18 protein-coding genes are annotated in these 21,580 nt (G+C 66.6%); 11 read left to right on the forward strand and 7 right to left on the reverse strand.

What is annotated here, in order from left to right; all coding sequences use genetic code 11:
* The first annotated feature begins 623 nt into the window (after positions 1–623).
* Entirely contained in the window at positions 624–1,607 is a 984-nt protein-coding gene (locus QRN63_RS24095) for a glycosyltransferase (protein ID WP_285033482.1), read from the forward strand.
* Positions 1,608–1,650: 43 nt separating this feature from the next.
* Positions 1,651–2,421, forward strand: coding sequence for an FkbM family methyltransferase (locus QRN63_RS24100; RefSeq protein WP_285033483.1), 771 nt, complete (start codon positions 1,651–1,653; stop codon positions 2,419–2,421).
* A 26-nt stretch (positions 2,422–2,447) separates the two neighbouring features.
* Here QRN63_RS24100 and QRN63_RS24105 read toward each other — a convergent pair whose 3' ends face one another.
* A complete protein-coding gene (locus QRN63_RS24105) occupies positions 2,448–3,869 on the reverse strand; it encodes a glycosyltransferase family protein (protein ID WP_285033484.1) in 1,422 nt (473 codons plus the stop codon).
* A 476-nt stretch (positions 3,870–4,345) separates the two neighbouring features.
* Here QRN63_RS24105 and QRN63_RS24110 point away from each other — a divergent pair, with 476 nt between their 5' ends.
* A complete protein-coding gene (locus QRN63_RS24110) occupies positions 4,346–5,491 on the forward strand; it encodes a polysaccharide pyruvyl transferase family protein (protein WP_285033485.1) in 1,146 nt (381 codons plus the stop codon).
* Between the two features lie 6 nt (positions 5,492–5,497).
* Here the strand turns inward: QRN63_RS24110 and rarD are convergent, their stop codons facing one another.
* From rarD to lspA, 3 genes are read right to left on the reverse strand one after another with little or no spacing between them, the layout of a single operon-like run.
* The gene (gene rarD / locus QRN63_RS24115) at positions 5,498–6,430 is read right to left on the reverse strand and encodes an EamA family transporter RarD (protein WP_267317391.1); all 933 of its coding nucleotides are present in this window, start codon (positions 6,428–6,430) and stop codon (positions 5,498–5,500) included.
* Positions 6,427–7,350 carry an RluA family pseudouridine synthase gene (locus QRN63_RS24120; RefSeq protein ID WP_267317390.1) on the reverse strand — a complete coding sequence of 308 codons (924 nt, stop codon included), beginning with the start codon at positions 7,348–7,350 and terminating at the stop codon, positions 6,427–6,429. The genes rarD and QRN63_RS24120 overlap by 4 nt, the downstream gene beginning before the upstream one ends.
* Complete coding sequence (gene lspA, locus QRN63_RS24125; RefSeq protein WP_285033538.1) at positions 7,347–7,925, reverse strand: signal peptidase II; 579 nt, start codon at positions 7,923–7,925, stop codon at positions 7,347–7,349. Before lspA ends, QRN63_RS24120 begins: the two co-directional genes overlap by 4 nt.
* Before the next feature lie 180 nt (positions 7,926–8,105).
* Between lspA and QRN63_RS24130 the strand changes: the two genes are divergently transcribed.
* Together QRN63_RS24130 and QRN63_RS24135 are read left to right on the forward strand one after the other, a co-directional pair.
* Positions 8,106–9,029 (forward strand): asparaginase, encoded by a 924-nt coding sequence (locus QRN63_RS24130; protein WP_285033486.1) that lies wholly within the window; start codon positions 8,106–8,108, stop codon positions 9,027–9,029.
* A gap of 159 nt (positions 9,030–9,188) precedes the next feature.
* Positions 9,189–11,165, forward strand: coding sequence for an acyltransferase family protein (locus QRN63_RS24135; protein ID WP_350224471.1), 1,977 nt, complete (start codon positions 9,189–9,191; stop codon positions 11,163–11,165).
* A 2-nt stretch (positions 11,166–11,167) separates the two neighbouring features.
* Here QRN63_RS24135 and QRN63_RS24140 read toward each other — a convergent pair whose 3' ends face one another.
* The gene (locus QRN63_RS24140) at positions 11,168–12,502 is read right to left on the reverse strand and encodes a DNA polymerase IV (RefSeq protein WP_502888187.1); all 1,335 of its coding nucleotides are present in this window, start codon (positions 12,500–12,502) and stop codon (positions 11,168–11,170) included.
* A gap of 60 nt (positions 12,503–12,562) precedes the next feature.
* Between QRN63_RS24140 and QRN63_RS24145 the strand changes: the two genes are divergently transcribed.
* The 4 genes from QRN63_RS24145 to QRN63_RS24160 all read left to right on the forward strand — a co-directional run bounded on the left by QRN63_RS24145 (position 12,563) and on the right by QRN63_RS24160 (position 16,106).
* Positions 12,563–12,781, forward strand: a complete 219-nt coding sequence (locus QRN63_RS24145) for an RNA-binding S4 domain-containing protein (protein ID WP_267317386.1) — start codon at positions 12,563–12,565, stop codon at positions 12,779–12,781.
* Positions 12,782–12,810: 29 nt separating this feature from the next.
* The gene (locus QRN63_RS24150; protein ID WP_285033539.1) at positions 12,811–13,554 is read left to right on the forward strand and encodes a GAP family protein; all 744 of its coding nucleotides are present in this window, start codon (positions 12,811–12,813) and stop codon (positions 13,552–13,554) included.
* Between the two features lie 121 nt (positions 13,555–13,675).
* The gene (locus QRN63_RS24155; RefSeq protein ID WP_285033489.1) at positions 13,676–14,872 is read left to right on the forward strand and encodes a mannosyltransferase; all 1,197 of its coding nucleotides are present in this window, start codon (positions 13,676–13,678) and stop codon (positions 14,870–14,872) included.
* Positions 14,865–16,106, forward strand: a complete 1,242-nt coding sequence (locus tag QRN63_RS24160; RefSeq protein WP_285033490.1) for a mannosyltransferase — start codon at positions 14,865–14,867, stop codon at positions 16,104–16,106. Before QRN63_RS24155 ends, QRN63_RS24160 begins: the two co-directional genes overlap by 8 nt.
* A 6-nt stretch (positions 16,107–16,112) precedes the next feature.
* On the opposite strand, the gene ileS is transcribed toward QRN63_RS24160, so the two are convergent.
* Both ileS and QRN63_RS24170 read right to left on the reverse strand, forming a co-directional pair.
* The gene (gene ileS / locus QRN63_RS24165; protein WP_285033491.1) at positions 16,113–19,259 is read right to left on the reverse strand and encodes an isoleucine--tRNA ligase; all 3,147 of its coding nucleotides are present in this window, start codon (positions 19,257–19,259) and stop codon (positions 16,113–16,115) included.
* Between the two features lie 292 nt (positions 19,260–19,551).
* On the reverse strand, positions 19,552–20,196 hold the full coding sequence (locus QRN63_RS24170; RefSeq protein ID WP_285033492.1) for a hypothetical protein: 645 nt from the start codon (positions 20,194–20,196) through the stop codon (positions 19,552–19,554).
* Between the two features lie 134 nt (positions 20,197–20,330).
* On the opposite strand from QRN63_RS24170, the gene QRN63_RS24175 reads away from it, so the two are divergent.
* Both QRN63_RS24175 and QRN63_RS24180 read left to right on the forward strand, forming a co-directional pair.
* Complete coding sequence (locus tag QRN63_RS24175; RefSeq protein ID WP_267317382.1) at positions 20,331–20,684, forward strand: XRE family transcriptional regulator; 354 nt, start codon at positions 20,331–20,333, stop codon at positions 20,682–20,684.
* Positions 20,685–20,729: 45 nt separating this feature from the next.
* Positions 20,730–21,464 carry a hypothetical protein gene (locus tag QRN63_RS24180; protein ID WP_267317381.1) on the forward strand — a complete coding sequence of 245 codons (735 nt, stop codon included), beginning with the start codon at positions 20,730–20,732 and terminating at the stop codon, positions 21,462–21,464.
* Positions 21,465–21,580: the final 116 nt, after the last annotated feature.

Consider the following 21,580-nt stretch of genomic DNA (forward strand, 5'->3'; position numbering starts at 1 on the left):
GACGAGACGCCGCGAACTGAGCGTCGGCCATGCCGGGCGACGGCGCTCGCGACTTCCGGCGTTGCGGCCGGCGCCAGGGACCGGAATCCGGGCATGCGGCACCGGGATTTGCTCAATCAACGGCGTCGGCCGCGAATCCGTGCGCCTTGACGTTGCTGTGGCGGTGCCGCAAATGCGATTGCGCCGATTATCGGACTGAAACGCACACCATTCGGTAGCCACGATTGTCGATCAGCCGCACACCAGACAATTGACTACGCGGACCGTTATTTGCCGGAGATATGCGGGGCAACACAATTGTTGTCCGCGTCAGAATTGCGGCCGTGAAACCCTTCTGGCCCGGCCGGATACCATTCGCCATCGCCGAAACCTGAAAAACTCCTGCGCGTCGCCTGCTACGGCCGGGATGACCGTTTGCTTTGGTGAACAAACGAAATTTCCGCGTCTCTTGTAATTCGCAGTTATATGGCAGATTCGGGGCAGGGAACTGTAGAGTCCGCTGCATGGCTCGTTCGCTTACCCGGCCTGCACAGCCAACTCTGGATGCACCTGCCGCCAAAGAAACAAAACCCATTCGGGTGGCGGTATGGCCACACTGGTTGGACAACCCCTATTTGCCCAACATGATCGATGGGTTACGCGCTGAAGGCCTGGATGTTTCAGCGCCACATATTCTGAGTATCGAATCCGCTCGGCTGCGCAGCGGCGATTGGCTGCATCTGCACTGGTCCACCGAAGCGCACACCAGCCACGTGCGGTGGATATACGAAGCGCGCGCCGCGGCATTCAACCGGCAATTGCAAATGCTGAAGCGGCGCGGTGTGCGCATCGCCTGGACGGCGCACAACCTCGTGCCACACGACGATCCGCATCCCGAACTGGGCCGCAGCATCCGCAAGGAACTGCTCGCGCTCGTCGACCACGTATTCATCCACTTCCCCAGCGCCCAGGAGACGCTCGCGGCGGAGTTTGGCTACACGGGGCCGTGCACCGTGGTGCGGCACCCGCACTACATCGATTCGCACCCGGCGCCGCCGTCGCAGCTCGAAGCGCGTGCCAAACTGGGCCTGCCCGCTGACGGCTTCGTCGCACTGTCGTTCGGATTGCTGCGCCCCTACAAGGGCATCAGCGACATCATCCACGCCTTCCAGAAGGTCGCCCGGGACCCGGACCGCCTGATCCTGGCCGGCAATCCCCAGGGGGACGTGTCGGCCGACCTCGCCCTCGCGCGGGAAGACCCACGAATCCTCTTATGCGCCAAACGCATTCCGAAGTCCGAGGTTCCGCTGTACTTCGCCGCGGCAGACGGCGCCGTCATCGCGCACCGGGGATTCTTCACGTCGGGCAGTGCGCTGCTGGCGCTGAGCATGGGTTGCCCCGTCATCGGGCCCGAGGTCAACCACCTCGTCGACCTGGCCGGCGGACAACGCCTGTACCCGGTCGAACTCGGCGTCGACGGACTGGCCGCGGGCCTCGCCGAAGCACGTGAGAAGGCCGGCAGCGTCGACCGCGAGTCGATGCGGAATTGGGCCGGCAATTACAGCAACTGGGGCGAGGCCGCCGCTCGCACCGCAGCGGTGTTCCGCGGCCAGCCCGGCAGCCACTGAAACACGTTCTGAGTCCCGTCAAGGAATGCAAAAAACAGCAAATATGTTCTCCGCATCGGCCCTGCGCGCCCGCCAACTCGTCAACTGGGAGTTGCGCAAAGGTGAACCCGAACTCAGACTCCTTGCGGTACTCAGGGATTCAAGCCACGATTTTCTCGACGTCGGCGCGAATGCGGGCGTCTATTCGTACTACGCACTGAATCGCTTCCGCAAAGTAATCGCCGTCGAGGCGCACCCGGTCATGGCGTCCAGTCTGCGCCGGATAATCAAGCCGGATAATCGGGTTCTGCCGGTGGCATTGTCCGACCGAATTGGCGAGACCACATTTCATATCCCCACCCGCCGCGGTCGCGATGTCCTCACCCGCAGTTCACTTCAGCAAGACGCCAATCCGGGATTCGATCTACGCACCATCACCGTTCCGACGACGACCATCGACGAACTCGAATTGAAGCGACTCGGCGTGATGAAGATCGACGTGGAAGGCCACGAGTCGGCCGTCCTCCGCGGTGGCGTACGCACGTTGGAAACAGCGAAGCCGACATGCATTGTCGAATGCGAGGAACGGCACAACGCCGGGGGCGTCGCACAGACCTTCGAGTTTTTCGACACGATGGGATACCGCGGCTATTTCCTGCACCGGGGCGCGCTCCGGCAGGTGGCCGAATTCGACACCGCAGCACTGCAGCGGCCGGAAGCGGCAAAGTCGGTCGGCGGAAAACGCTCCCCTGACTATGTGAACAACTTCATCTTCATTCACTCGGACAACGCCGCGCAGCTGGCGAGCATCCGGCAGGTGTTCAGCGGCCGCTGACCGGCTCGTCTTCGTGGCGCGGGGGTCTATCCGCGCATCAGTCGGTACACGTCGGCACCACCGAGTTCCGGGTCGGTTGCCGAACGCGTAGGCCGGTAGCCGCGATCAGCGAACGCCTTCAGGATCCGATTGCGTTTGAGGATCGAATTTCCGTACGGATCGGCGGGCAATACTCTGCTCACGTAGAACGCCATTCGGCCGGCAATGCCGGAAAGGTCCGGAAAATGTTGGAGTAATTCGTCCTGACTGGCGACGTATGTCACGGCCCCGGGTGGAATCGACCACAATGCAGCGGGTACGACTCCACGCCGATCGGAATCGATGATGATCGCCGCGTCTGCCCCCGGAACCAGCGCGGTTCTCTGCGTGTAGCGATAGCCGGACTGCAGAGTCGCCACCGTCACCCCGCAGAGTTGGAAAACCAGGAGCATCGACAACACCGCGATCACCACGCGCGACTGCCGAGCTGCCACCGCAAGTCCGACAAAGAGAAATGGGGCGATGAATCCCAGATGCAGCGGGCTCATGGAATGCACCGGCATGATGAAAAAGAGATACAGCACGATGACGCTCAGCCAACAACCGAGGAACAGCAGCAATGGCACTGCCGGCGCAGTCGGAATCAATTGATGCCACCCGCCGCGGACACGCATCAACCACCTTGCGGCGATCCACAGAATCGGGGTGACGAGAGCCAGCGTCAGGCCACCACCGACCATGGCGCCGACTTTGACGCCGTACGCCTGATATGCGGGATCGAGTGGCAGAAACGTCTCGTACGCCGGGCGGAGGACGGCAACGATCCGTATCGCCAGCATGGACCACGAAAAGTGCTGCGCCTGCTCACCGCCGCGGTGGAAGGATTCCCAAAAACCTGGGCTACCCAGGCCGAACACGCTGACGGCAACGATGCCGACCGCGACCAAAAGGGCCAACTCCCAATACCGCCGGCGGGCCACGATCGCGACACCGATGAGCACCGACGCCGCCCCGGCCGGAATAACGAACAAGTATTGAGTGAGCAGCCCCGACGCGATGACGGGCGCGAGCGCCAACAGATATACGCATCTGTGCCGCGTGAACCACAAGGCGACAAGCAACAACAGCAACGCCGACCACAATCCGAGCAACGCATACTGACGGACTGCGAATGCGCTCGCTCTGGCCGCCATCGTGAGCGCCCAGGTCGCAATGACGACACCACGCAACGAGCTCGGTACCTCAAGCACCCCGCACACTGCATAGAGCACGTGCGCCGTAATGGTGAGAATCACTACGTTCAGCATCACCGCAGCCGGTATCGACACACCGAAAACCGACAACCAGATATGCAGTAGCCAGAAATACAGCGGCGGATGAATGTCGGAATGCGCCAGGTCGGCGCGAATCCGGTCGAAACATCCCGGATCGTGCAGGCTCCAATAGTCCTGCCAGACCTGAACCGACACCCACCGTCCAGTAGGAATGGACTGCGCGTAGCGGCCCTGATTACAGGTCGCAGACAACATGGTGATCCCGTCATCGTGCGATAACGAAGTCGCCAACATTGCGCGCACCAGAAAGAGCACGATCAATATCCCGACCAGCCAGACCACCACCGTGGGCGTCAGCCGATATGCCGCAAATTTCCCGAACAAGCGGTCAGCCCGTCGATGTCCATGCTCGACGATCGTGCTCACATTGCCATCCCCCGATAGCCTTCCCCCGGAATGACCCGATCTCCAAGACCGGACAGTACCCCTCTGACCAGGCGCGGAAGGCCTTTTTCACGCCAAGACCGGCAAAGGTCCCAGCAGGCGCGCGCAGCCCTCCGGCCAGAATGTTCGCAAGGTCCGTTGAAGCTGACAGCTACCTGTTAGGGTCCTGAACATCCTCACAGGGACGAAGATTTTCCGGCACCGGGGATGTCGAAGGGGGCAGTGGATTGGCACGCGTTTTTGTGTCCACCTGGGGACAGAGCGACAACATCGGCGACTCGATCCTCAGACGCGGGCTGCTCCGGACTTTCCACGGAATCGACGACGCCCGGGTGCACGTCCTTGTCGGCCGGAGGCTCATGCCGGATACGAATGACGAGCGGTATCTCACGGCACTGCGGCTGTGCGGTGACGAAGTGGTGCACGACACGGCTATCGGCTGGTTCAGCCGCTATGCCACGAGCGCCCTGACCGGCCGGACCCTCATGGTGATGCCGGCGGGCGAACTGGTCCTGCCCGCCCGCACCGGACGGTTCTGGGGCTGGTGGACGGCGATCTGCGCGCTGCTGTCACGTCCCCGCGGCGGCACCACCGTCCAGGTCGGCGCCGGCGTCCGGATGTCCTCGGATACCGCCATCCCCGCGCCGCGGATGGAACGCTACGCCCGGCGCAAGATGTCGCTCGTCGCCTGGCGGGATCCCAGAACAGCCGACGCGTTCGGCATCGGCGACGTCGCGCCCGATTGGGCATTCGGTGAGGGCCCCGATCCCCTGCTCGAAGGCCTGGGCGTCCCGGCCGGCGAACGCACAATCCTCGCTGTCACCATGCGCGGAAACCGGGACCTGCTCGACGAGAACAAGATTCGCCTCCTGCGGGACATCGCCACGTCCCGTGGCCTGCGAATCCAGGTGTACAGCCAGGTCCGCCGCGATCGCGAAGCCATGGCGAAACTCGCCTGGGTGCTGCATCCGGGAACCGAACCGCTGCTGTTCGGCGAAGAGTCACACGCCGAGTGGGAGAAGAAGGTGCGCGCGCTGCACCGGGAATCAGCCATCGTCGCCAGCGACCGGATTCATGCGTTGATCGTGGGCGCGACCGAAGGCGCCGTCCCACTGGCGATTTCGAGTGGCTCGACCGAGAAGGCACTCCGCACGCTCAAGCCCGGCGGCTTCGACCTGCCGGCCGACCAGCCCACCGCCATCAACGACTATCTCGACTCCATGCTGGGCGACCCGTCGTCCGTCAGTCGCCGCATCGTCACGGCGCGCGCCCACCTGGACCAGCTCCGCAGTACGCTGCGCGGCTTCGTCGACGGCCGCCCCGTCCCGGCAGCGAACGCCGTCGGCGAATTCCGTCACGCCGCGGCGTCCTGACGCTCGCTACGTCGCGACGGGGTCCTTCTCCGGAGCTTTCGCCACCGCCGCACGACGACCCCGCAACACCGCGTCACCAGTGAAGACCGCGAGCGCCAGCCAGATCAGGATGAAGCCGGCCCACCGGCCCACCGGCATCGGCTCATGCCCGACGACCACGCCCCACGCCATCTGCAGCGCCGGCGTCAGGTACTGCAGCAGACCCATGGTGACCAATGGAAGCCGTTGCGCCGCACCGGCGAACATCAACAACGGCAGCGCCGTCACCGGGCCGCACAGCATCATCAGGAGCGTGTGGCCCGCGCCCAGCGCGGGCACCGTCGCCTGTCCGGCAACCGTGAGCACGACGAGGTAGGCCACTGCGAACGGAGCGGCCACCCCGGCCTCGACGCCGACACTCACCCGCGGGTCGGCACGCACCACCTTCTTGACCGCGCCGTACACCCCGAACGACACCGCTACACCGAGGCCGATCGCCGGGATTTCCCCGGCCTGCACGGCCAGCACGACCACCGCGACCCCGGCGATGGCCAGCGCCGCGGCCTGTGCGCGATTCAGCCGTTCGCCGAACAGCGCGACCCCCAGCGCCACGCTCACCAGCGGGTTGATGAAATAGCCCAGCGCCGCGTCGACCACATGGCCGTTGCTGACGGCGTAGATGTAGATGCCCCAGTTCAGCGAGATCAACGCCGACGCGCACACCAGCAGGCCCCAGGTCCGGCCCGACAGCCGGCGCAGGTCACCGAGGCGGCGGCCGACGGCCAGCACCACGAACATCAACAGCACCGTCCACACGATGCGGTGGGCCAGCACCTCGAAGGCACTCGCCGGCTTCAGCAACGGGAAGAACGCGGGAAACAGACCCCACGAGCCATAGGCGCCGAGCCCGAGCAGCAATCCCCGGTTCTGGTTGGAAGTGGCCGTCGCGGTAGTGGTCACTGCCGATGCAACACATCCAGAGCGTGCTGCAATTCCGCCGGGTACTCACTGGTGATCTCGATCCACCTGCCGTCGGCCGGGTGGGCGAACCCCAGCGAGCGCGCATGCAGCCACTGCCGCTCGAGTCCGAGCCTCTTCGCCAGCGTCGGATCGGCGCCATAGGTCAGGTCGCCGCAACACGGGTGGTGCAGCGCGGAGAAATGCACGCGGATCTGGTGGGTACGGCCCGTCTCCAGATGCACATCGAGCAGACTTGCCGCGACGAACGCCTCGATCGTGTCGTAGTGCGTGACGCTGTGCCGGCCACCCTCGGTGACGGCGAACTTCCAGTCATTGCCCCGGGCCCGGCCGATCGGCGCGTCGATGGTGCCGCTCGACGGATCCGGGTGGCCCTGCACCAGCGCGTGGTAGCGCTTGTCCACGGTGCGGTGCTTGAACGCCCGCTTGAGCACGGTGTACGCCCGCTCGGACAGCGCCACCACCATCACGCCGGACGTGCCGGCATCCAACCGGTGCACGATGCCCTGCCGCTCGTGGATACCCGACGTGCTGATGCGGAAGCCGGCCGCAGCCAGCCCGCCAAGGACGGTCGGGCCGGTCCAGCCCAGCGAAGCGTGTGCCGCCACCCCGGCCGGCTTGTCCACGGCCACGATGTCATCGTCGGAATAGAGGATCGCCATACCCTCGATGTCCTGCGGCGTGTTCTCCAAGGGCGCGGGTGCCTCGGGCAGGCGGACCTCCAGCCAGGAACCTGCCACCAGCTTGTCCGACTTCGCCGCCGGCGCCCCGTCGATATCGACGCCACCGTCTTCGGCGATCGTGGCGACCGCGGTGCGCGACAGCCCCAGCAAGCGGGCCAGGCCCGCGTCCACCCGCATCCCGGCCAGTCCTTCGGGGACCGGCATCGAACGGCTACTCATCGGCCGGTTTCAGCGTCGTCGGCGACCGTGGTGGCCGGCTCCGGCGGTGTTGACGAATCCTGTTGCGGTGGCGTGCCTTCGGTGTCGAAATCGATGCCGAACATCGACAGGCCGACCAGCAGCACCGCGCCACACACCACCGCGGAATCGGCGAGGTTGAACACCGGCCACCAGCCGACCGACAGGAAATCGACCACATGCCCGCGCAGCGGCGCCGGCGAGCGGAAGAACCGGTCCATCAGGTTGCCCACCGCGCCACCGAGGATCATGCCCAGGCCCAGCGCCCACCACAGCGACACCAGGCGCCGCCCCATCCAGATGATGCCCGCCACCACACCGGTGGCGATCAGCGTCAGCACCCACGTGTAACCGGTCGCCATCGAAAAGGCTGCCCCGGAATTGCGGACCAGCGTCCAGGTGATGGTGTCGCCGATGATCTCGACCGGCTGACCGGGCACCAGCAGCTTCACCGCCAGCACCTTGGTCAACACATCCAGCCCCAGCACCAGCGCCGCGACCATCAGCAACAACCGCAGCCGCCGCGGGACGGGCCGGGCCTGAGGTGGCGCGGTCACCGGAGATTCAGCCGTCTCCGGCCCGGCCTTCTCAGCCGTCTCCGGCCTGGCCTTCTCAGCCGTCTCCGGCCTGGCCTTCTCAGCCGTCTCCGGCCCGGTGCCCGAGGTCGCCTCCGGCTCCGTGGATTCATCAGTCACTCCCCCATCATCCCAAAGACGCCGTGAGGAACAATTTCGCCCATGACTCGCGTCGTCGTGATCGCCACCGGAGGCACCATCGCCACCAGCACCGACCAACACGGAATAGCCCGGCCGACACGCAGCGCCACCGACCTGGTCCATGACCTGGGCGCCGGAGTCCAGGTCGACACCGTCGACCTCATGTCGGTCGACAGCTCCGAACTGACCCCGGCCGACTGGGACCGGATCGGAGCCGCGGTGCGGGCCGCCGGGGATGCCGACGGCATCGTCATCACGCACGGCACCGACACCATGGAAGAGACCTCGTTGTGGCTCGATGTCACGTACGACGGCGCCGTGCCGGTGGTCCTGACCGGCGCCATGCGCAGCAGCGACGCACCCGACGCCGACGGCCCGGCCAATCTGCGGGACGCGATCACCGTGGCCGCCAGTCCGTCCGCCCGCGAGCTCGGAGTGCTGGTCAGCATGGCCGGCCAGGTGTGGCAGCCGCTGGGCCTGACCAAGGCCGGGCACGGTTTGCTCGGCACCGCGGTCGGGTCGATCAGCGACGGCTCGTTCGTTCCCGGCGCCGCCAAAAAGCAGCCGCGCCTCGGCGCGTTGTCGGCGGCGTCGGCGCCGCGGGTGGACGTCGTCGCCGCGTATGCCGGCAGCGACGCCGTGGCCATGGACGCGTTTGCGGCGGCCGGTGCCGACGGCCTGGTGCTCGAATCGCTCGGCTCGGGCAATGCCGGCGCCAAGGTGGTCGCCGGGGTGCGGCGGCTGTGCACCGCCGGCGTCGCGGTGGCGATTGCGACTAGGGTGCCCGGCGCGCGTGTCACATCGGGCTACGGACCCGGGCGGGCGTTGCTGGACGCCGGCGCGGTGTCGGCGGGCGGCTTGCGCGCCGCCCAGGCCCGGGTGCTGCTGATGGCGGCACTCGCCGCCGACATACCGGTCGCCGATCTGTTCGCTGAATGGGTTTAGCGAAACTGTCCCACTGAGTGGACGACTTGCCCGTCGACGCGCATCAAATTGACGAACCGATGATAATTTTCCCCACTCAAAACTCCCCGGGGGATGACATTGGAATCGACGGCGCCCGTTAGCCGACGCAAACAGCAGAAACGGCTCGATATTCAGGGCATGCGCGCGATCGCGGTGGCCCTGGTGGTGCTGTTCCACGCGGAGATCACCGGATTCGGGGGCGGCTACGTCGGCGTCGACGTCTTCTTCGTGATCTCCGGATTCCTCATCAGCACGCATCTGTTGAGCGAGCTGAACGAGCGCGGCCACATCCGGTACGGCGCGTTCTACGCCCGGCGGGTGCGCCGGCTGCTGCCCGCCGCCCTGACCGTCATCGTCGCCACCGTGGCCGCGGCTGCATGCTGGGTGTCTCCACTGCAGTTCGGGTACGTCGTCAAGGACGCCATCGCCGCGACGTTCTACGTGCCGAACGTCCTGTTCGCCTATCGTGCGACCGACTACCTCGCCGACAAGACACCGTCGCTGTTCATGCACTACTGGTCGCTCGGTGTGGAAGAACAGTTCTACCTGCTGTGGCCGGCGTTGCTCGTCGGGCTGTTCGGTCTGTTCACGCTGCGTACCCGCCGGGTGGTGGCCATCGGCGCGGTCGTCGCGGCATCGTTCGCGCTGTGCGTGTGGTTGACCGGTTTCTCCCAGCCGAACGCGTTCTTCATCCTGTTCGCGCGGATCTGGGAGTTCGGCGTGGGCGGCCTCGTCGCGCTCGTCCTGCTGACCCGTGGCCGCGTATTCGGCGACCGGGTCGGCGCCGCCGCCGGCTGGGCCGGGCTGGCCGCGATCGTGGGCAGCGGCGTGCTGTTCTCCACCGCCACCGAGTACCCGGGCGACGCCGTGGCGGTGCCGGTGCTCGGCGCGGCACTGCTGATCGCCGCCGGCCCGGTGCGCTGGGGCCCCGCCGCACTCCTGAGCCTGCGCCCGCTCACCTGGATCGGCGACATCTCGTACTCGCTGTACCTCGTGCACTGGCCCCTGCTCGTACTTCCCGTCGCCGCGACCGGCTACATGCACACCTCGCCGATGTGGCTGCGCGTAGCGATCGTCGCGGCGTGCGTCCCGCTGGCGTGGTTGCTCTACCGGTACGTCGAGCAACCGGGCCAGCAGCTGACGTGGCTGAATTCGGCGCGGCCCCGCCGAACGCTGGCCGTGACGGCGGGTGCCATGGCGGCCGTCAGCGCGGTGGTACTCGCGGTCGCAGTCGCCTACAACCCGCCGTTGGACGCAGGTCGCACCGCGGCACACGCGCCGCTGAGCCTGAATCCCGCGGGCACCCCATACGTTCCGAGCAACCTCACGCCACCGCTTGCCGACGGCGCCGGTGGCGAGCCCGTCATCTACGCCAACGGCTGCCACCGCACGCAATGGTCCACCGATCCGGCCGGCTGCGTCGTGGGCACCGACCCCGGCGCACCACTGGTCGTCCTGTTCGGCGATTCCCATGCGGCGCACTGGTATCCGGCGCTTTCCGCGATGGCCGACAAGGGCCTGATCCGTCTCGACAATCGAACCAAGAGTCACTGCCCCTCGGCCCAGATTCACGTCATCAACTACCCACGATGCGACGAGTGGCGCGCAAAAGTGCTGGCCAGTGTCTCCGCTGCCAACCCGGCACTGATCCTGCTCGGCGGGTGGGGGTCCAGTTACCTGCAGGACGAACCCGACGCGACAGCGCGCTGGAGTGAGGCCCTGACAGACACCGTCAGCCAACTCCCGTCGCAGTCCCGCGTCGCGGTACTGGCCGACACGCCTTCGACCGGTGTCCCACCGTCGTTCTGTCTGGCCCTGTTCCCCGACGATGCGCAGCGGTGTGCGCTGCCGCGGGCCAAAGCATTGGACGCGCGGGTGCGCAAGGCCGAGCAGGACCTCGCCACGGCCGGTGCCTTCACCTATCTGGACTACAGCGACTACCTCTGCAACGCGACCGTATGCCCCAGCATCCTCGGCGACACCCTGGTCTACCGCGACGGCCACCACCTCACCGTGAATATGAGCGCAGCACTCGCCCCGATCGTCGGCGCCGATGTGATGTCCCTCCTGGGCCCGGGCGACGAGCACCCCGCCGCGCAACCCCACCGGGGCTAGCGTCAGGCGCCGTCGTCGGTCGGCAACTGCGCCAGGTAGTCCTGCCAATCCAGGCTGTCGACGGGGTCGGCGCGGGTGATGTCCGGGTCGTCGGCCGCGACGGTGCGGGCCACCCCGGGGCCGCTGGCCCGGGTCTCGAATCGCACCGTCATGACGCCGTGTCCGGCGCCCTGCACCCAACCGTGGCCGTGGTCCGGGTGCTGGACATCATCGCCGACGCGCCACGGGGATTCGGCAGGGGCGGCACTCTGCGGGCCGGCCGCACCCGCCGAGGTCGCGACCTCGGGATCGTCCACCATCTCCAGCTCCGGGAACAGGGACTCCTGCCGGGCGTCGGTCAGGCCCGAAAACCCAACGCCCACAAGGCGAATCGGACCGATCTCGACCGGGTCCAGCAGCAGCCGGCGGGCTGTCGCCGCCAAGGTCGACGGGTCCGTGGTCGCGTACGGCAACGTGGCCGAACGGGTCAACGTACTCATGTCGGATTTCTTCAGCTTCACCGTCACCGTGCGGGCGCCGCGGCCGTCACGCTGCAGCCGACGATGCGCGTGCTCGGCAATGGGCCCGATCTTCTCGCGCAACTGCTCCAGGGTGGTCAGGTCGACCTGGAACGTGGACTCGGCGCTGATCTGTTTGGCCTCGGCACGCTCGACCACGGGCCGGTCGTCGATGCCTCGGGCCAGCCGGTGCAACGCCGGGCCGACAGTGCCACCGAGGACGTCGGCGGCCTCGGCATCGCTCAGCGCCGCCAGCGCACCGACCGTCTCGATACCCAGCCGGTGCAGCTTCTCCTCGGCGACCGGCCCGATCCCCCACAGCTTGCGGACCGGCAGCGCCGCCAGGAGCGCTCCCTGCTCGTCGCCGCTGATTATCCGGACCCCGTCGGGCTTGGCCAGCCCCGACGCGATCTTGGCGACCTGCTTGCCCGATCCCGCGCCGACCGACGCCACCAACCCGGTTTCGGCACGCACCGCGGCCCGTAGGTCCTCACAGAACTGCCGGGCCGCGTCCTGGCTGGCGCCGACCAGCTCGCCCGGCTCACCGAACGCCTCGTCGAACGACAGTTGCTCGAGCACCGGCACCCGGGCGCGCACCGCATCCAACGCCCGTCGGCTGGCCACCGAGTACACCGCACCGCGCGGCGGCAGCACCACGGCACCCGCGCCGACCAATCGCCGCGCTTGATGCATCGGCATCGCTGAGCGGGCACCGAACTTGCGGGCCTGATAGCTCGCACCGGCGACCACGCCACGGCCACCGAGGCCACCGACCAGCACCGGACGGTCCCGCAGGGTGGGCCGGGTCAGCTGCTCGACCGACGCGAAAAACGCGTCCATGTCGAGGTGTATGACCCAGCGATCCACAGTGGCCAATGCTAGGTGGCTACCCTTCTCGGCATGAACGACGTGCCGATCCGCGACGAGTCGATCCGGCTGGGCCAATTCCTCAAGCTGGCCTCGCTGATCGACAGCGGCGCCGATGCCAAGGCGGTGATCGCCGAGGGCATGGTCGAAGTCAACGGCGAGCTCGAGACCCGCCGCGGTCGGCAGCTCAAGCCCGGCGATGTGGTGACATTCGCAGGTAACCGAGCGAGGGTTGCCAGCTACGACCAGTAGCGTCCCGGCCCGTGTGGGCCACCGTAGTGATGTTTGCCGTAATGGCGATGTGGGATCCAGTCCGACTTGGAGTGGCGGTTTTCGTCGTGATGCGCAACCGCCCCATCCCGGCGCTGTTCGTGTTCTGCCTGGGCGGTCTCACTTCGAGCCTGGCCGTGGGCCTCAGCGCCGTCTACCTGCTCCACGGCACCACCAAGCGGCTCATCGCCGACATGAACTCGACGACCGACGCCATCGATGCGGCCGACGCCAAGCTGGTGATCGGCGGCCTGGTGCTGGTGGTCGCGGTGGCGCTGCTGCTCCGGGCCGGCACCAAGACTCCGGTGCCGGTGGCAGTGTCAGTCGGAAGTGCCGGCTCAGCCGGGGAACTCGAGCAAGAGATCGAACCGGAGGCGCCGACGACACCCGCGTCCCTGACGGCGTGGTTGACGACCCGGGCACGTCAGCTGATGCGGAGTCAGTCGTTGTGGATGTCGTTCGTGGCCGGCCTGTGGGCCGGCCCCGGACCGCACGTCGAATTGATCGGCGCACTCGGGGTGATCCTGGCGTCCGGCCAGTGCAAGTCCACCCAGGTCGCGGCGGTGGTGACGTATGCCTTGGTGTCGTTCGCGTTCGCCGAAATCCCATTGCTCTGCTATCTGATAGCGCCCGCCAAGACACAGCAGTACCTGGCGCACGTGCCGAATTGGCTACGGGCGCGGCGGATCTGGGTGATGGCGACAGCGTTGACGCTGTTGGGTCTATATCTGGTGTTCTCGGGCTCGCTGTCGTAGCCCGAAGGGAATCATGGTGCTGTGTGGCAACTTTGAGTTCGCTGAGAATCGCGCCGACGGGTGTGACGGCTCCCAGCAGTTTCACGAGGACGATCGAATACCCGATCGATATAGTCGGCCGGTGACCGCCGGGCCCATCTCGACAACGCGTCCGGAGCTGTCGCGTTGGCAAACTCTGGCGCCGCTGATCCTCGCCGTCAGCGCAACGCTGCGGGTGGCCTCGACGATGGGCTATTACCTGGTCAAGGGTGACGCCTTCTTCGATCTTCGGGTGTACGTGCTCGGGGGTGCGACAGTGGGGCACCCTGACGGCTTGTACGACTTCTTCTACGTCGACCCGACAAAGGGCGAACACCTACCGTTCACCTATCCACCGTTCGCGGCAATCGTGTTCGCGCCCTTGCACTTTGCGCCGTTCTGGCTCGTCGCGCTCGCCTGGCAGGTCGCACTGATCGCCGCTCTGTACGGGACGGTCAGACTCAGCCAGAAGTTCATCGGCGGTGGCAGCCAGCGCGCCGCCATGCTGTGGACCGCGGGGGCGCTCTGGATGGAGGCGCCCAGCAGCAGCATCCAGTCCGGGCAGATCGGCATCTTTCTGATGCTCGCCGTGCTGTACGCCGCCTATGACTCGCGGTGGTGGCTGTCCGGGTTGCTGATCGGCGTGGGCGCCGGCATCAAGCTGACACCTGCGATCACCGGCTTCTACTTCGTCGGCATTCGACGCTGGGCCGCTGCCCTGTTCGCGGCCGTGGTGTTCTTCGGGACCGTCGGGCTGTCGTATCTGTTCCTGCCCGACGAGACCCGGCGCTACTTCCCGCACCAGATGGCCGAGGCCGGAAAGTCGCTGCCCGTGGGTTCGTCGTGGAACCAGTCCTGGCAAGGCGGACTGTCCCGAATCGCGGGTCACGACGTCGGCATGTCGCCCGCGGTCATCGGCGCGATCGTGGCCACCGCGGTGCTCGCGGTACTGGCGTTCCGGGCCCTGGGGGGCGAGCACGACCGACTCGGTTCGCTACTGGTGGTGCAATTGTTCGGGTTGCTGGCCGAACCGGTGTCCTGGACCCATCACTGGGTATGGGTACTGCCGCTCATGATCTGGCTGCTCTACGGTCCCTGGCACGACAAGCCGGGTGCCCGGTTCCTGGGCTGGGGCTGGGTGGCACTCATGGTGCTCAGCGTCCCGAGCCTGCTCTCGTTCGCCCAGCCGAACATCTGGCAGGTCAGCCGCCCCTGGTACCTGGCTTGGGCCGAGTTGGTGTACATCTTCGCGGCGCTGGCGACCATGATCTGGATGGTCAGGACCGGTCGGCGTGCCTAACGTGAAGACGCAGATCGACCGCCACAGGTGGCTGGCGCCCGTGCTGCTTTTCCTCAGCGCCGCAGCCCTGCTCGCGGTGAGCATCCCCAGCCCGCCGAACGTCGTCGATCTGCACGTGTACGTGATGGGCGGCGCCGCGCTGGAGCAGCCGAACACCTTGTACACGTTCACCTACGCCGGCCAGTCACCCATGCAGGGTCAGACGCCGACCGAGCCGCTCCCGTTCATCTACCCGCCCTTTGCGGCGATGCTGTTCTATCCGCTGAGCCTGCTGCCGTTCGCGATGACCGGAATCCTCTGGCAACTCGCGATTCTGGCGGCGGTCTACGGAATCGTACGGATCAGCCAGTTGCTGATCGGTGGTGGCAATCACCGCGAGGCGATGTTGTGGACAGCGGGCCTGATCTGGCTCGAGCCGGTACGTGTGTGTCTGAACATGGGTCAGCTCGGCGTGTTTTTGACGCTTTCGGTGCTCTACGCCGTGTACAGCAAACGGTGGTGGGTATCGGGACTGCTGGTGGGGCTGGCCACCGGTGTGAAGCTGACTCCGGCGATCGCCGGTTTCTACTTCGTCGGAGTGCGCCGCTGGGCGGCTGCGGTATCGGCGGGACTGGTTTTCCTCGCCACATTGGCAGTGTCGGCGCTGGCCTTTCCGAGCGAGACACACTTCTATTTCACCGGCCTGATCGGTCGTTTTGCGGTACCGGTGGGCACCGCGATCAATCAATCCTGGAGTGGCGCCATCGCCCGAATCCTGGGCCATGATGCCGGCCACAACGCGCTGGTATTGGCAGCGATCACCGCAACGGCCGTACTGGCGGCGCTGGCGTGGCGCGCACTGGGCGCGGACGCAGCACCTCGCGACACATTGGGGTCGCTGCTGGTCGTTGAACTGTTCGGCCTGCTGGCGTCACCGATTTCGTGGGTCCATCACTGGATCTGGCTGGTGCCGCTGATCCTCTGGCTGTTCTGCGGCCGCTGGCGGGACAAGCCGGGAGCACGCCCGCTCGGTTGGACCTGGGTGGCCATCACCGCGCTCGGCCTGCCCAGCGCACTCGCCCTCGCCGAACCGAGCGTGTGGCAGTTCAGTCGGCCCTGGTACCTGGCCTGGGCCGGGTTGGTGTACGTCGTGGCCGCAGTGGTGACCTTCGGTTGGATCGCGTTCACCGGCCGTCGACTGCGGCCCGCGAACGTGCACGCTGAAGAGCAAGCCGGCACGTTCGCGGGGCGCTGATCCGGCTCAGGCCTTGGCGATCGCGGCGCGCACACCGTCACCGACGTCGGCGCCGTCGGCCAGCTCGGCCGTATCCACGACGGTGAATCCGGTGGCGAGGATCTCGCCGGCGATCAGGTCGGCATGGGTGTTCGCCCACTCCTGCTTGTCGGCTGGGACCGCGAACGTCACGGTGATCCGGTCGGACACGTCGAGCCCCGTGGCCTTGCGCAGGTCCTGCAGTTCGCGGATGCGGTCCTTGGCCCAGCCCTCGGCTTCCAGCTCGGGAGTGACGGCAGCGTCGAGCACCACCAGGCCCGCGCCCTCGGGCAGCGCCGCCGTGAATTCCGGCTCTGCCGCAACGAGTTTCGAGCTGTACTCCGCCGGCAACAGCACGGCGGGACCGGCGGTCAGCGTGCCGTCGGCGTTGACGACGCCCGCACCGGCCTTGACGGCCTTGATCGCGGCCTGCACGTCCTTGCCGATGCGCGGACCCGCGACGCGCGCGTTGACGGTCAGTTCGAACTTGCCGTAGGCGTCGATGTCGTCGGTCAGTTCGACGGCCTTGACGTTGAGCTCGTCGGCGATGAGATCCTTGAAAGGCGCGAGGGCCGACGGGTTGTCCACCGCCACAGTCAGTTTCGGCAACGGCAGCCGCACCCGCAGCTTCTTGGCCTTGCGCAGTGACGAGCCGGCCGAGCACACCTCGCGCACGCGGTCCATCGCGGCGACCAGCTCCGGGTCGGCCGGAACCACGCCCGCCTCGGGCCAGTCGGTCAGATGAACCGAACGCTCGTCGGTCAGCCCCTGCCACATCTTCTCGGTGGTCAGCGGCAGCAGCGGCGCGGCCAGCCGACAGGTCACCTCAAGCACGGTGTGCAGCGTGTCGATGGCGTCGGCGTCCTCGTCCCAGAACCGTGAACGCGACCGTCGCACATACCAATTGGTGAGCGCCTCGGCGAACTGGCGCAGCTGCTCGCAGGCGCCCGAGATGTCGCAGGCGTCGAGCGATTCGGTCAGGGTGTCCCGCAGGTCGGCGAGCTTGGCCAGGATGTAGCGGTCCAGCACATGCGTCGAATCCGTGCGCCACGTGCCCTTCTTCGGCGCGTACAGCGCCAGGAAGGAGTACGCGTTCCACACCGGCAGCAGCACCTGCCGGACGCCGTCGCGGATGCCCTGCTCGGTGACGATCAGGTTGCCGCCCCGCAGGATCGGCGAGGCCATCAGGAACCAGCGCATGGCGTCCGAACCGTCGCGGTCGAACACCTCGGACACGTCCGGGTAGTTGCGCAGCGACTTGCTCATCTTCTGGCCGTCGTTGCCCAGCACGATGCCGTGCGCCACGCAGGTCTTGAAGGCCGGACGGTCGAACAGCGCAGTCGCCAGCACGTGCATGGTGTAGAACCAGCCGCGCGTCTGGCCGATGTACTCGACGATGAAATCGCCCGGGAAATGGGCGGTTTCGGATGCACTGCCGTCGAACCAGTCGGCGTTCTCGAACGGGTAGTGCACCTGCGCGTAGGGCATCGAGCCCGAGTCGAACCAGACGTCGAAGACGTCCTCGATGCGGCGCATGGTCGACTTGCCGGTCGGGTCGTCGGGGTTGGGCCGGGTCAGCTCGTCGATGTAGGGCCGGTGCAGGTTGTCGGGCCGGACACCGAAGTCGCGCTCCAGCTCGTCGAGACTGCCGTAGACGTCGATGCGCGGGTACGCCGGATCGTCGGACTTCCACACCGGAATCGGGCTGCCCCAGTAGCGGTTTCGCGAGATCGACCAGTCGCGCGCGTTCGACAGCCATTTGCCGAACTGGCCGTCCTTCACATGCTCGGGGTACCAGGTGATCTGCTGGTTCAGCTCGACCATCCGGTCCCGGAACTCGGTGACCTTGACGAACCACGACGACACCGCGCGGTAGATCAGCGGATTACGGCACCGCCAGCAGTGCGGGTACGAGTGCTCGTAGGTCTCGTGGCGCAGCAGCACCGGTGCGTTGACCGCCGCCGGGCCGGTGCCGTTCTTGAGATCCTTGATGATCTGGGGGTTGGCCTCGAAGACCTGCTGACCCTGATAGTCGGGCACGGTCGAGTCGAACCGGCCGGTCGAGTCCACCGGCGTGACCGCGACGATCCCGGCAGCGTCACACGTGGCCTTGTCGTCCTCGCCGTAGGCCGGCGCCATGTGGACGATGCCGGTGCCGTCCTCGGTGGTGACGAAATCCCCCTGCAGCACCTGGAAGGCGTTCTGCGCCTTGTCACTGTCGACGAAGAACGCGAACGGCGGCAGGTAGTGCGTGCCCAGCAGTTCGGCGCCGAGGTAGCTGCCGACGACCACCGGCTCCTCGCCGAACTCGCGCGCGTAGGCCGCCAGGCGCGGCTCGGCCAGCACGTAGTTCTGCTCGTCGGGACCCACCACCTGTACGTACGTGACGTCGGGGTGCACGGCCACGGCCTGGTTGGACGGCAGCGTCCAGGGCGTCGTCGTCCAGACCAGCAGGCGGGCACCGGCGACCGGGCCGTCGGTCGCGACGAACCCGACGGTCAGCGCCGGGTCCTGGCGGCTCTGGTAGACGTCGTCGTCCATCCGCAGCTCGTGGTTGGACAGCGGCGTCTCGTCGTTCCAGCAGTACGGCAGCACGCGGTTGCCCTCGTAGGCCAGGCCCTTGTCCCACAGCTGCTTGAACGCCCAGATCACCGACTCCATGAACGTCAGGTCCAGCGTCTTGTAGTCGTTGTCGAAGTCGACCCAACGCGCCTGGCGCGTCACGTAGGACTGCCATTCGTTGGAGTACTTCATGACCGAGGCCCGGCAGGCGTCGTTGAACGCGCCGATACCCATCGCCTCGATCTGAGCCTTGTCGGAGATGCCGAGCTGGCGCTGCACCTCGAGCTCGGCGGGCAGGCCGTGGGTGTCCCAGCCGAACCGGCGCTCGACCTTGTACCCGCGCATGGTGCGGTAGCGGGGAACGATGTCCTTGACGTAGCCGGTCAGCAGGTGGCCGTAGTGCGGCAGGCCGTTGGCGAATGGCGGGCCGTCGTAGAAGACGTATTCGGGGGCGTCGTCGCGGCGCGCGATGCTGGCGCGGAAGGTGTCGTCGCGGGCCCAGAATTCCAGGACCTCGGTTTCGAGGTCGGGGAAATTCGGTGTGCCGCTGGCGGTCTTGGGGTACGCGCTCACGTCAGGTCTCCAGTGCCGTCAGCACCAAACAGGTGCTCAGTCCAGGCACGGGGACGACGATCTCGCGTCTGGACGCGAGCGCCGCGGTACCACCCCGCTTGCGCACGGCCGACCACTGAAGGTCGCGCACGTGCGCCGCTCAACTGCAGGCGATGACGGGCCTACCCGTTCGGTTCTACTGAGTCGCAGCCCTGATGGCCCCGGCCGTTCTTCCGAATGCTCCCCGGTGATGGCCGGATCGATGCGAATGCAGCGATTCTAACGGGCGCGGGCCCGTGCCGATCACTCCGGACTACTCCGCGACCGGCATGGCCTCCGAGGCGAGCTCGATGACGGCGTAGGCGAACTGCTCGGCGAGTTCTTCGACGGTGTAGGGCTCGAACTGGTGCCGGGCGTACCACCAGTCGACGTGCAACGCGTCGTCGGCGTGGAACGCGCGGACTTCCAGCGTGTGCGCCGGGCCCGGGTGCTCGCCGTCGATCGCGGACATGTTGTAACTGAGCAGCACGTCGGCAACGTCGTTCGGGTCGGCGGCGGCGGCCGCCAGGGCGGCGCGGACCGCCTGCACCATCGCGGTGGCATCGACGTCGGACGCCGAGACCGCGGCCACCTCGAGCCGGCGGATCACGGCCAGTCCGCCGCCGGTGCGTTCCTTCGCTGCGGCCACGTCGACCGCGGCTCGGCCGGGCCCGATCACCCGTTCGATCGCACGGCCGAGCGCCGCGATCAGCAACACCTCGGTGTCGACCCCCAGGTATTCGACAGCGCCCTGAAGCTCGGCGGTGATCACCGGCGACAGCGGTGCCTCGAGGCGCCGCATGTCGACCGCAGTACCGGCGGTGTCGAAGCCGCCGAACTCGTAGTCGGCGACATGCATTGTCGCCGCAGCAGCAGAAGGGAGAACGGCGTCGAACTCACCGGCATACGCAAGAGTCATGTGATGCACACTACAACACGATTCCCAAATTTGGGACATAGCTCCCGAAACTGTGACGCCCATGTCAATTACGGCTTATGTGTCGCAAAAACAGTTGCTAGCAACCACAGGGGGGAAGGGTCTATCGTGGCAGAGTGCCCCGAACAGACCAGAACGGCAGACAGCTCAAGGCGCTGCTCGACTACATCTTCGACGGTGACGTCGAAGCGAGGGAGATCTACGGTGCGCTCGGAACGTCGAGCAGTACGTACTACCGGCGCATCAAAGAGGCCGACTATCCCAACGCGGAAGAACTCCGCCTGGTGGCCGATCACTTCCGGCTGAGCTACCCCGACCTGCAAGTTCGGTTCGGCCTGATGAGCCACGACGAGGTCATCAGCTACATCCAGTCGGCACCCCTCGCGGTTGCCACGGCGGCGCCGGCGGTTCCCAAACGCGCCACGAAATTGGCGGAAATGACGCGACGTGCTGATGCACCGCCGCTCTGACAAGTAAAATCTGAGCGTTCGCAGGCGCCGGCAAAGGCTTCAACCATGGCTCTCACATTTCTCATCACCATCACTCTCGCCTGTATGGCGTGGAGTCTCTGGATCCGTCGCGTCACGTGGTCCTGCCGCTGGGAGGTGGCCGCGACCCTGAACATCGCGCTGCAGGCCGCGGCCGTCCTCCTGATGTCCCCGATGGCCGCCGACACCTTGGGCCGCGCCATCCACTCGCTGACCGGCGTCTGGAACCTGCCTGCCTACCTCGGCCACGACTGCTACATCGTGGCTGCCTCTGCGATCGTCTACAACGCCATCGGCCGCCTGGCCGACGACTCGGTGATGCAGAAGATGTTCACGCAGTACATCGAGCGGCCCGCAACCCTGTGCATCCCGATCCTGCTGGCCCTGTTCTCGATGAGCGTCGCCGGGCGCGAGTACTCCCCCGACCTGTTCACCATGCCGACCGACGGCTGGCTGGCGGCCTACTGGCTGGTGCTGTGCGGCACTTTGACCTACCTGCTGGTGTTCGGCGGCCGCGCGCTACTGGTGCTGCGCAAGAACGAAGACTCGCGGCGCATCGCCAACATCTACCTGTTCGCCACCGGCAGCGGCCTCCTGGCCTGCGCCACGCGCATCCTGACCTCGCTGGTGCCGGAGCTGCAGCCCCTCGAAGACGGAAAGTTCGTGTGGGTGTTCGCCTGCATGTGTGGCGGGGTCTTCGCGCTGGCGTCCGCGCACTCCTGGCTGATCAAGACCAAGTGGTTCTCGAAGGCCGCTCGCTGAGGCTCCGCCGCGGACCTTCGGAGACCCGTCAGCAAAAAGCCTGATACGTCAAAATCTGCGCGGATGCCTTACTCTGCTATCCGGCACCCGGTGTCAGTTTGACTGTGTTCCAGCGC

This window comes from Mycolicibacterium sp. lyk4-40-TYG-92 (assembly GCF_030209435.1).
GTDB lineage: Bacteria > Actinomycetota > Actinomycetes > Mycobacteriales > Mycobacteriaceae > Mycobacterium.

Excerpts from the sequence above, each read along its gene's own strand:
- QRN63_RS24120 (WP_267317390.1), bottom strand. The coding sequence starts at position 7,350 with ATGAGTAGCCGTTCGATGCCGGTCCCCGAAGGACTGGCCGGGATGCGG.
- QRN63_RS24145 (WP_267317386.1), top strand. The coding sequence starts at position 12,563 with ATGAACGACGTGCCGATCCGCGACGAGTCGATCCGGCTGGGCCAATTC.
- QRN63_RS24150 (WP_285033539.1), top strand. The coding sequence starts at position 12,811 with ATGTTTGCCGTAATGGCGATGTGGGATCCAGTCCGACTTGGAGTGGCG.
- QRN63_RS24140 (WP_502888187.1), bottom strand. The coding sequence starts at position 12,502 with ATGGACGCGTTTTTCGCGTCGGTCGAGCAGCTGACCCGGCCCACCCTG.
- QRN63_RS24135 (WP_350224471.1), top strand. The coding sequence starts at position 9,189 with ATGCGCGCGATCGCGGTGGCCCTGGTGGTGCTGTTCCACGCGGAGATC.
- QRN63_RS24130 (WP_285033486.1), top strand. The coding sequence starts at position 8,106 with ATGACTCGCGTCGTCGTGATCGCCACCGGAGGCACCATCGCCACCAGC.
- QRN63_RS24095 (WP_285033482.1), top strand. The coding sequence starts at position 624 with ATGATCGATGGGTTACGCGCTGAAGGCCTGGATGTTTCAGCGCCACAT.
- QRN63_RS24100 (WP_285033483.1), top strand. The coding sequence starts at position 1,651 with ATGTTCTCCGCATCGGCCCTGCGCGCCCGCCAACTCGTCAACTGGGAG.
- QRN63_RS24180 (WP_267317381.1), top strand. The coding sequence starts at position 20,730 with ATGGCTCTCACATTTCTCATCACCATCACTCTCGCCTGTATGGCGTGG.
- QRN63_RS24170 (WP_285033492.1), bottom strand. The coding sequence starts at position 20,196 with ATGACTCTTGCGTATGCCGGTGAGTTCGACGCCGTTCTCCCTTCTGCT.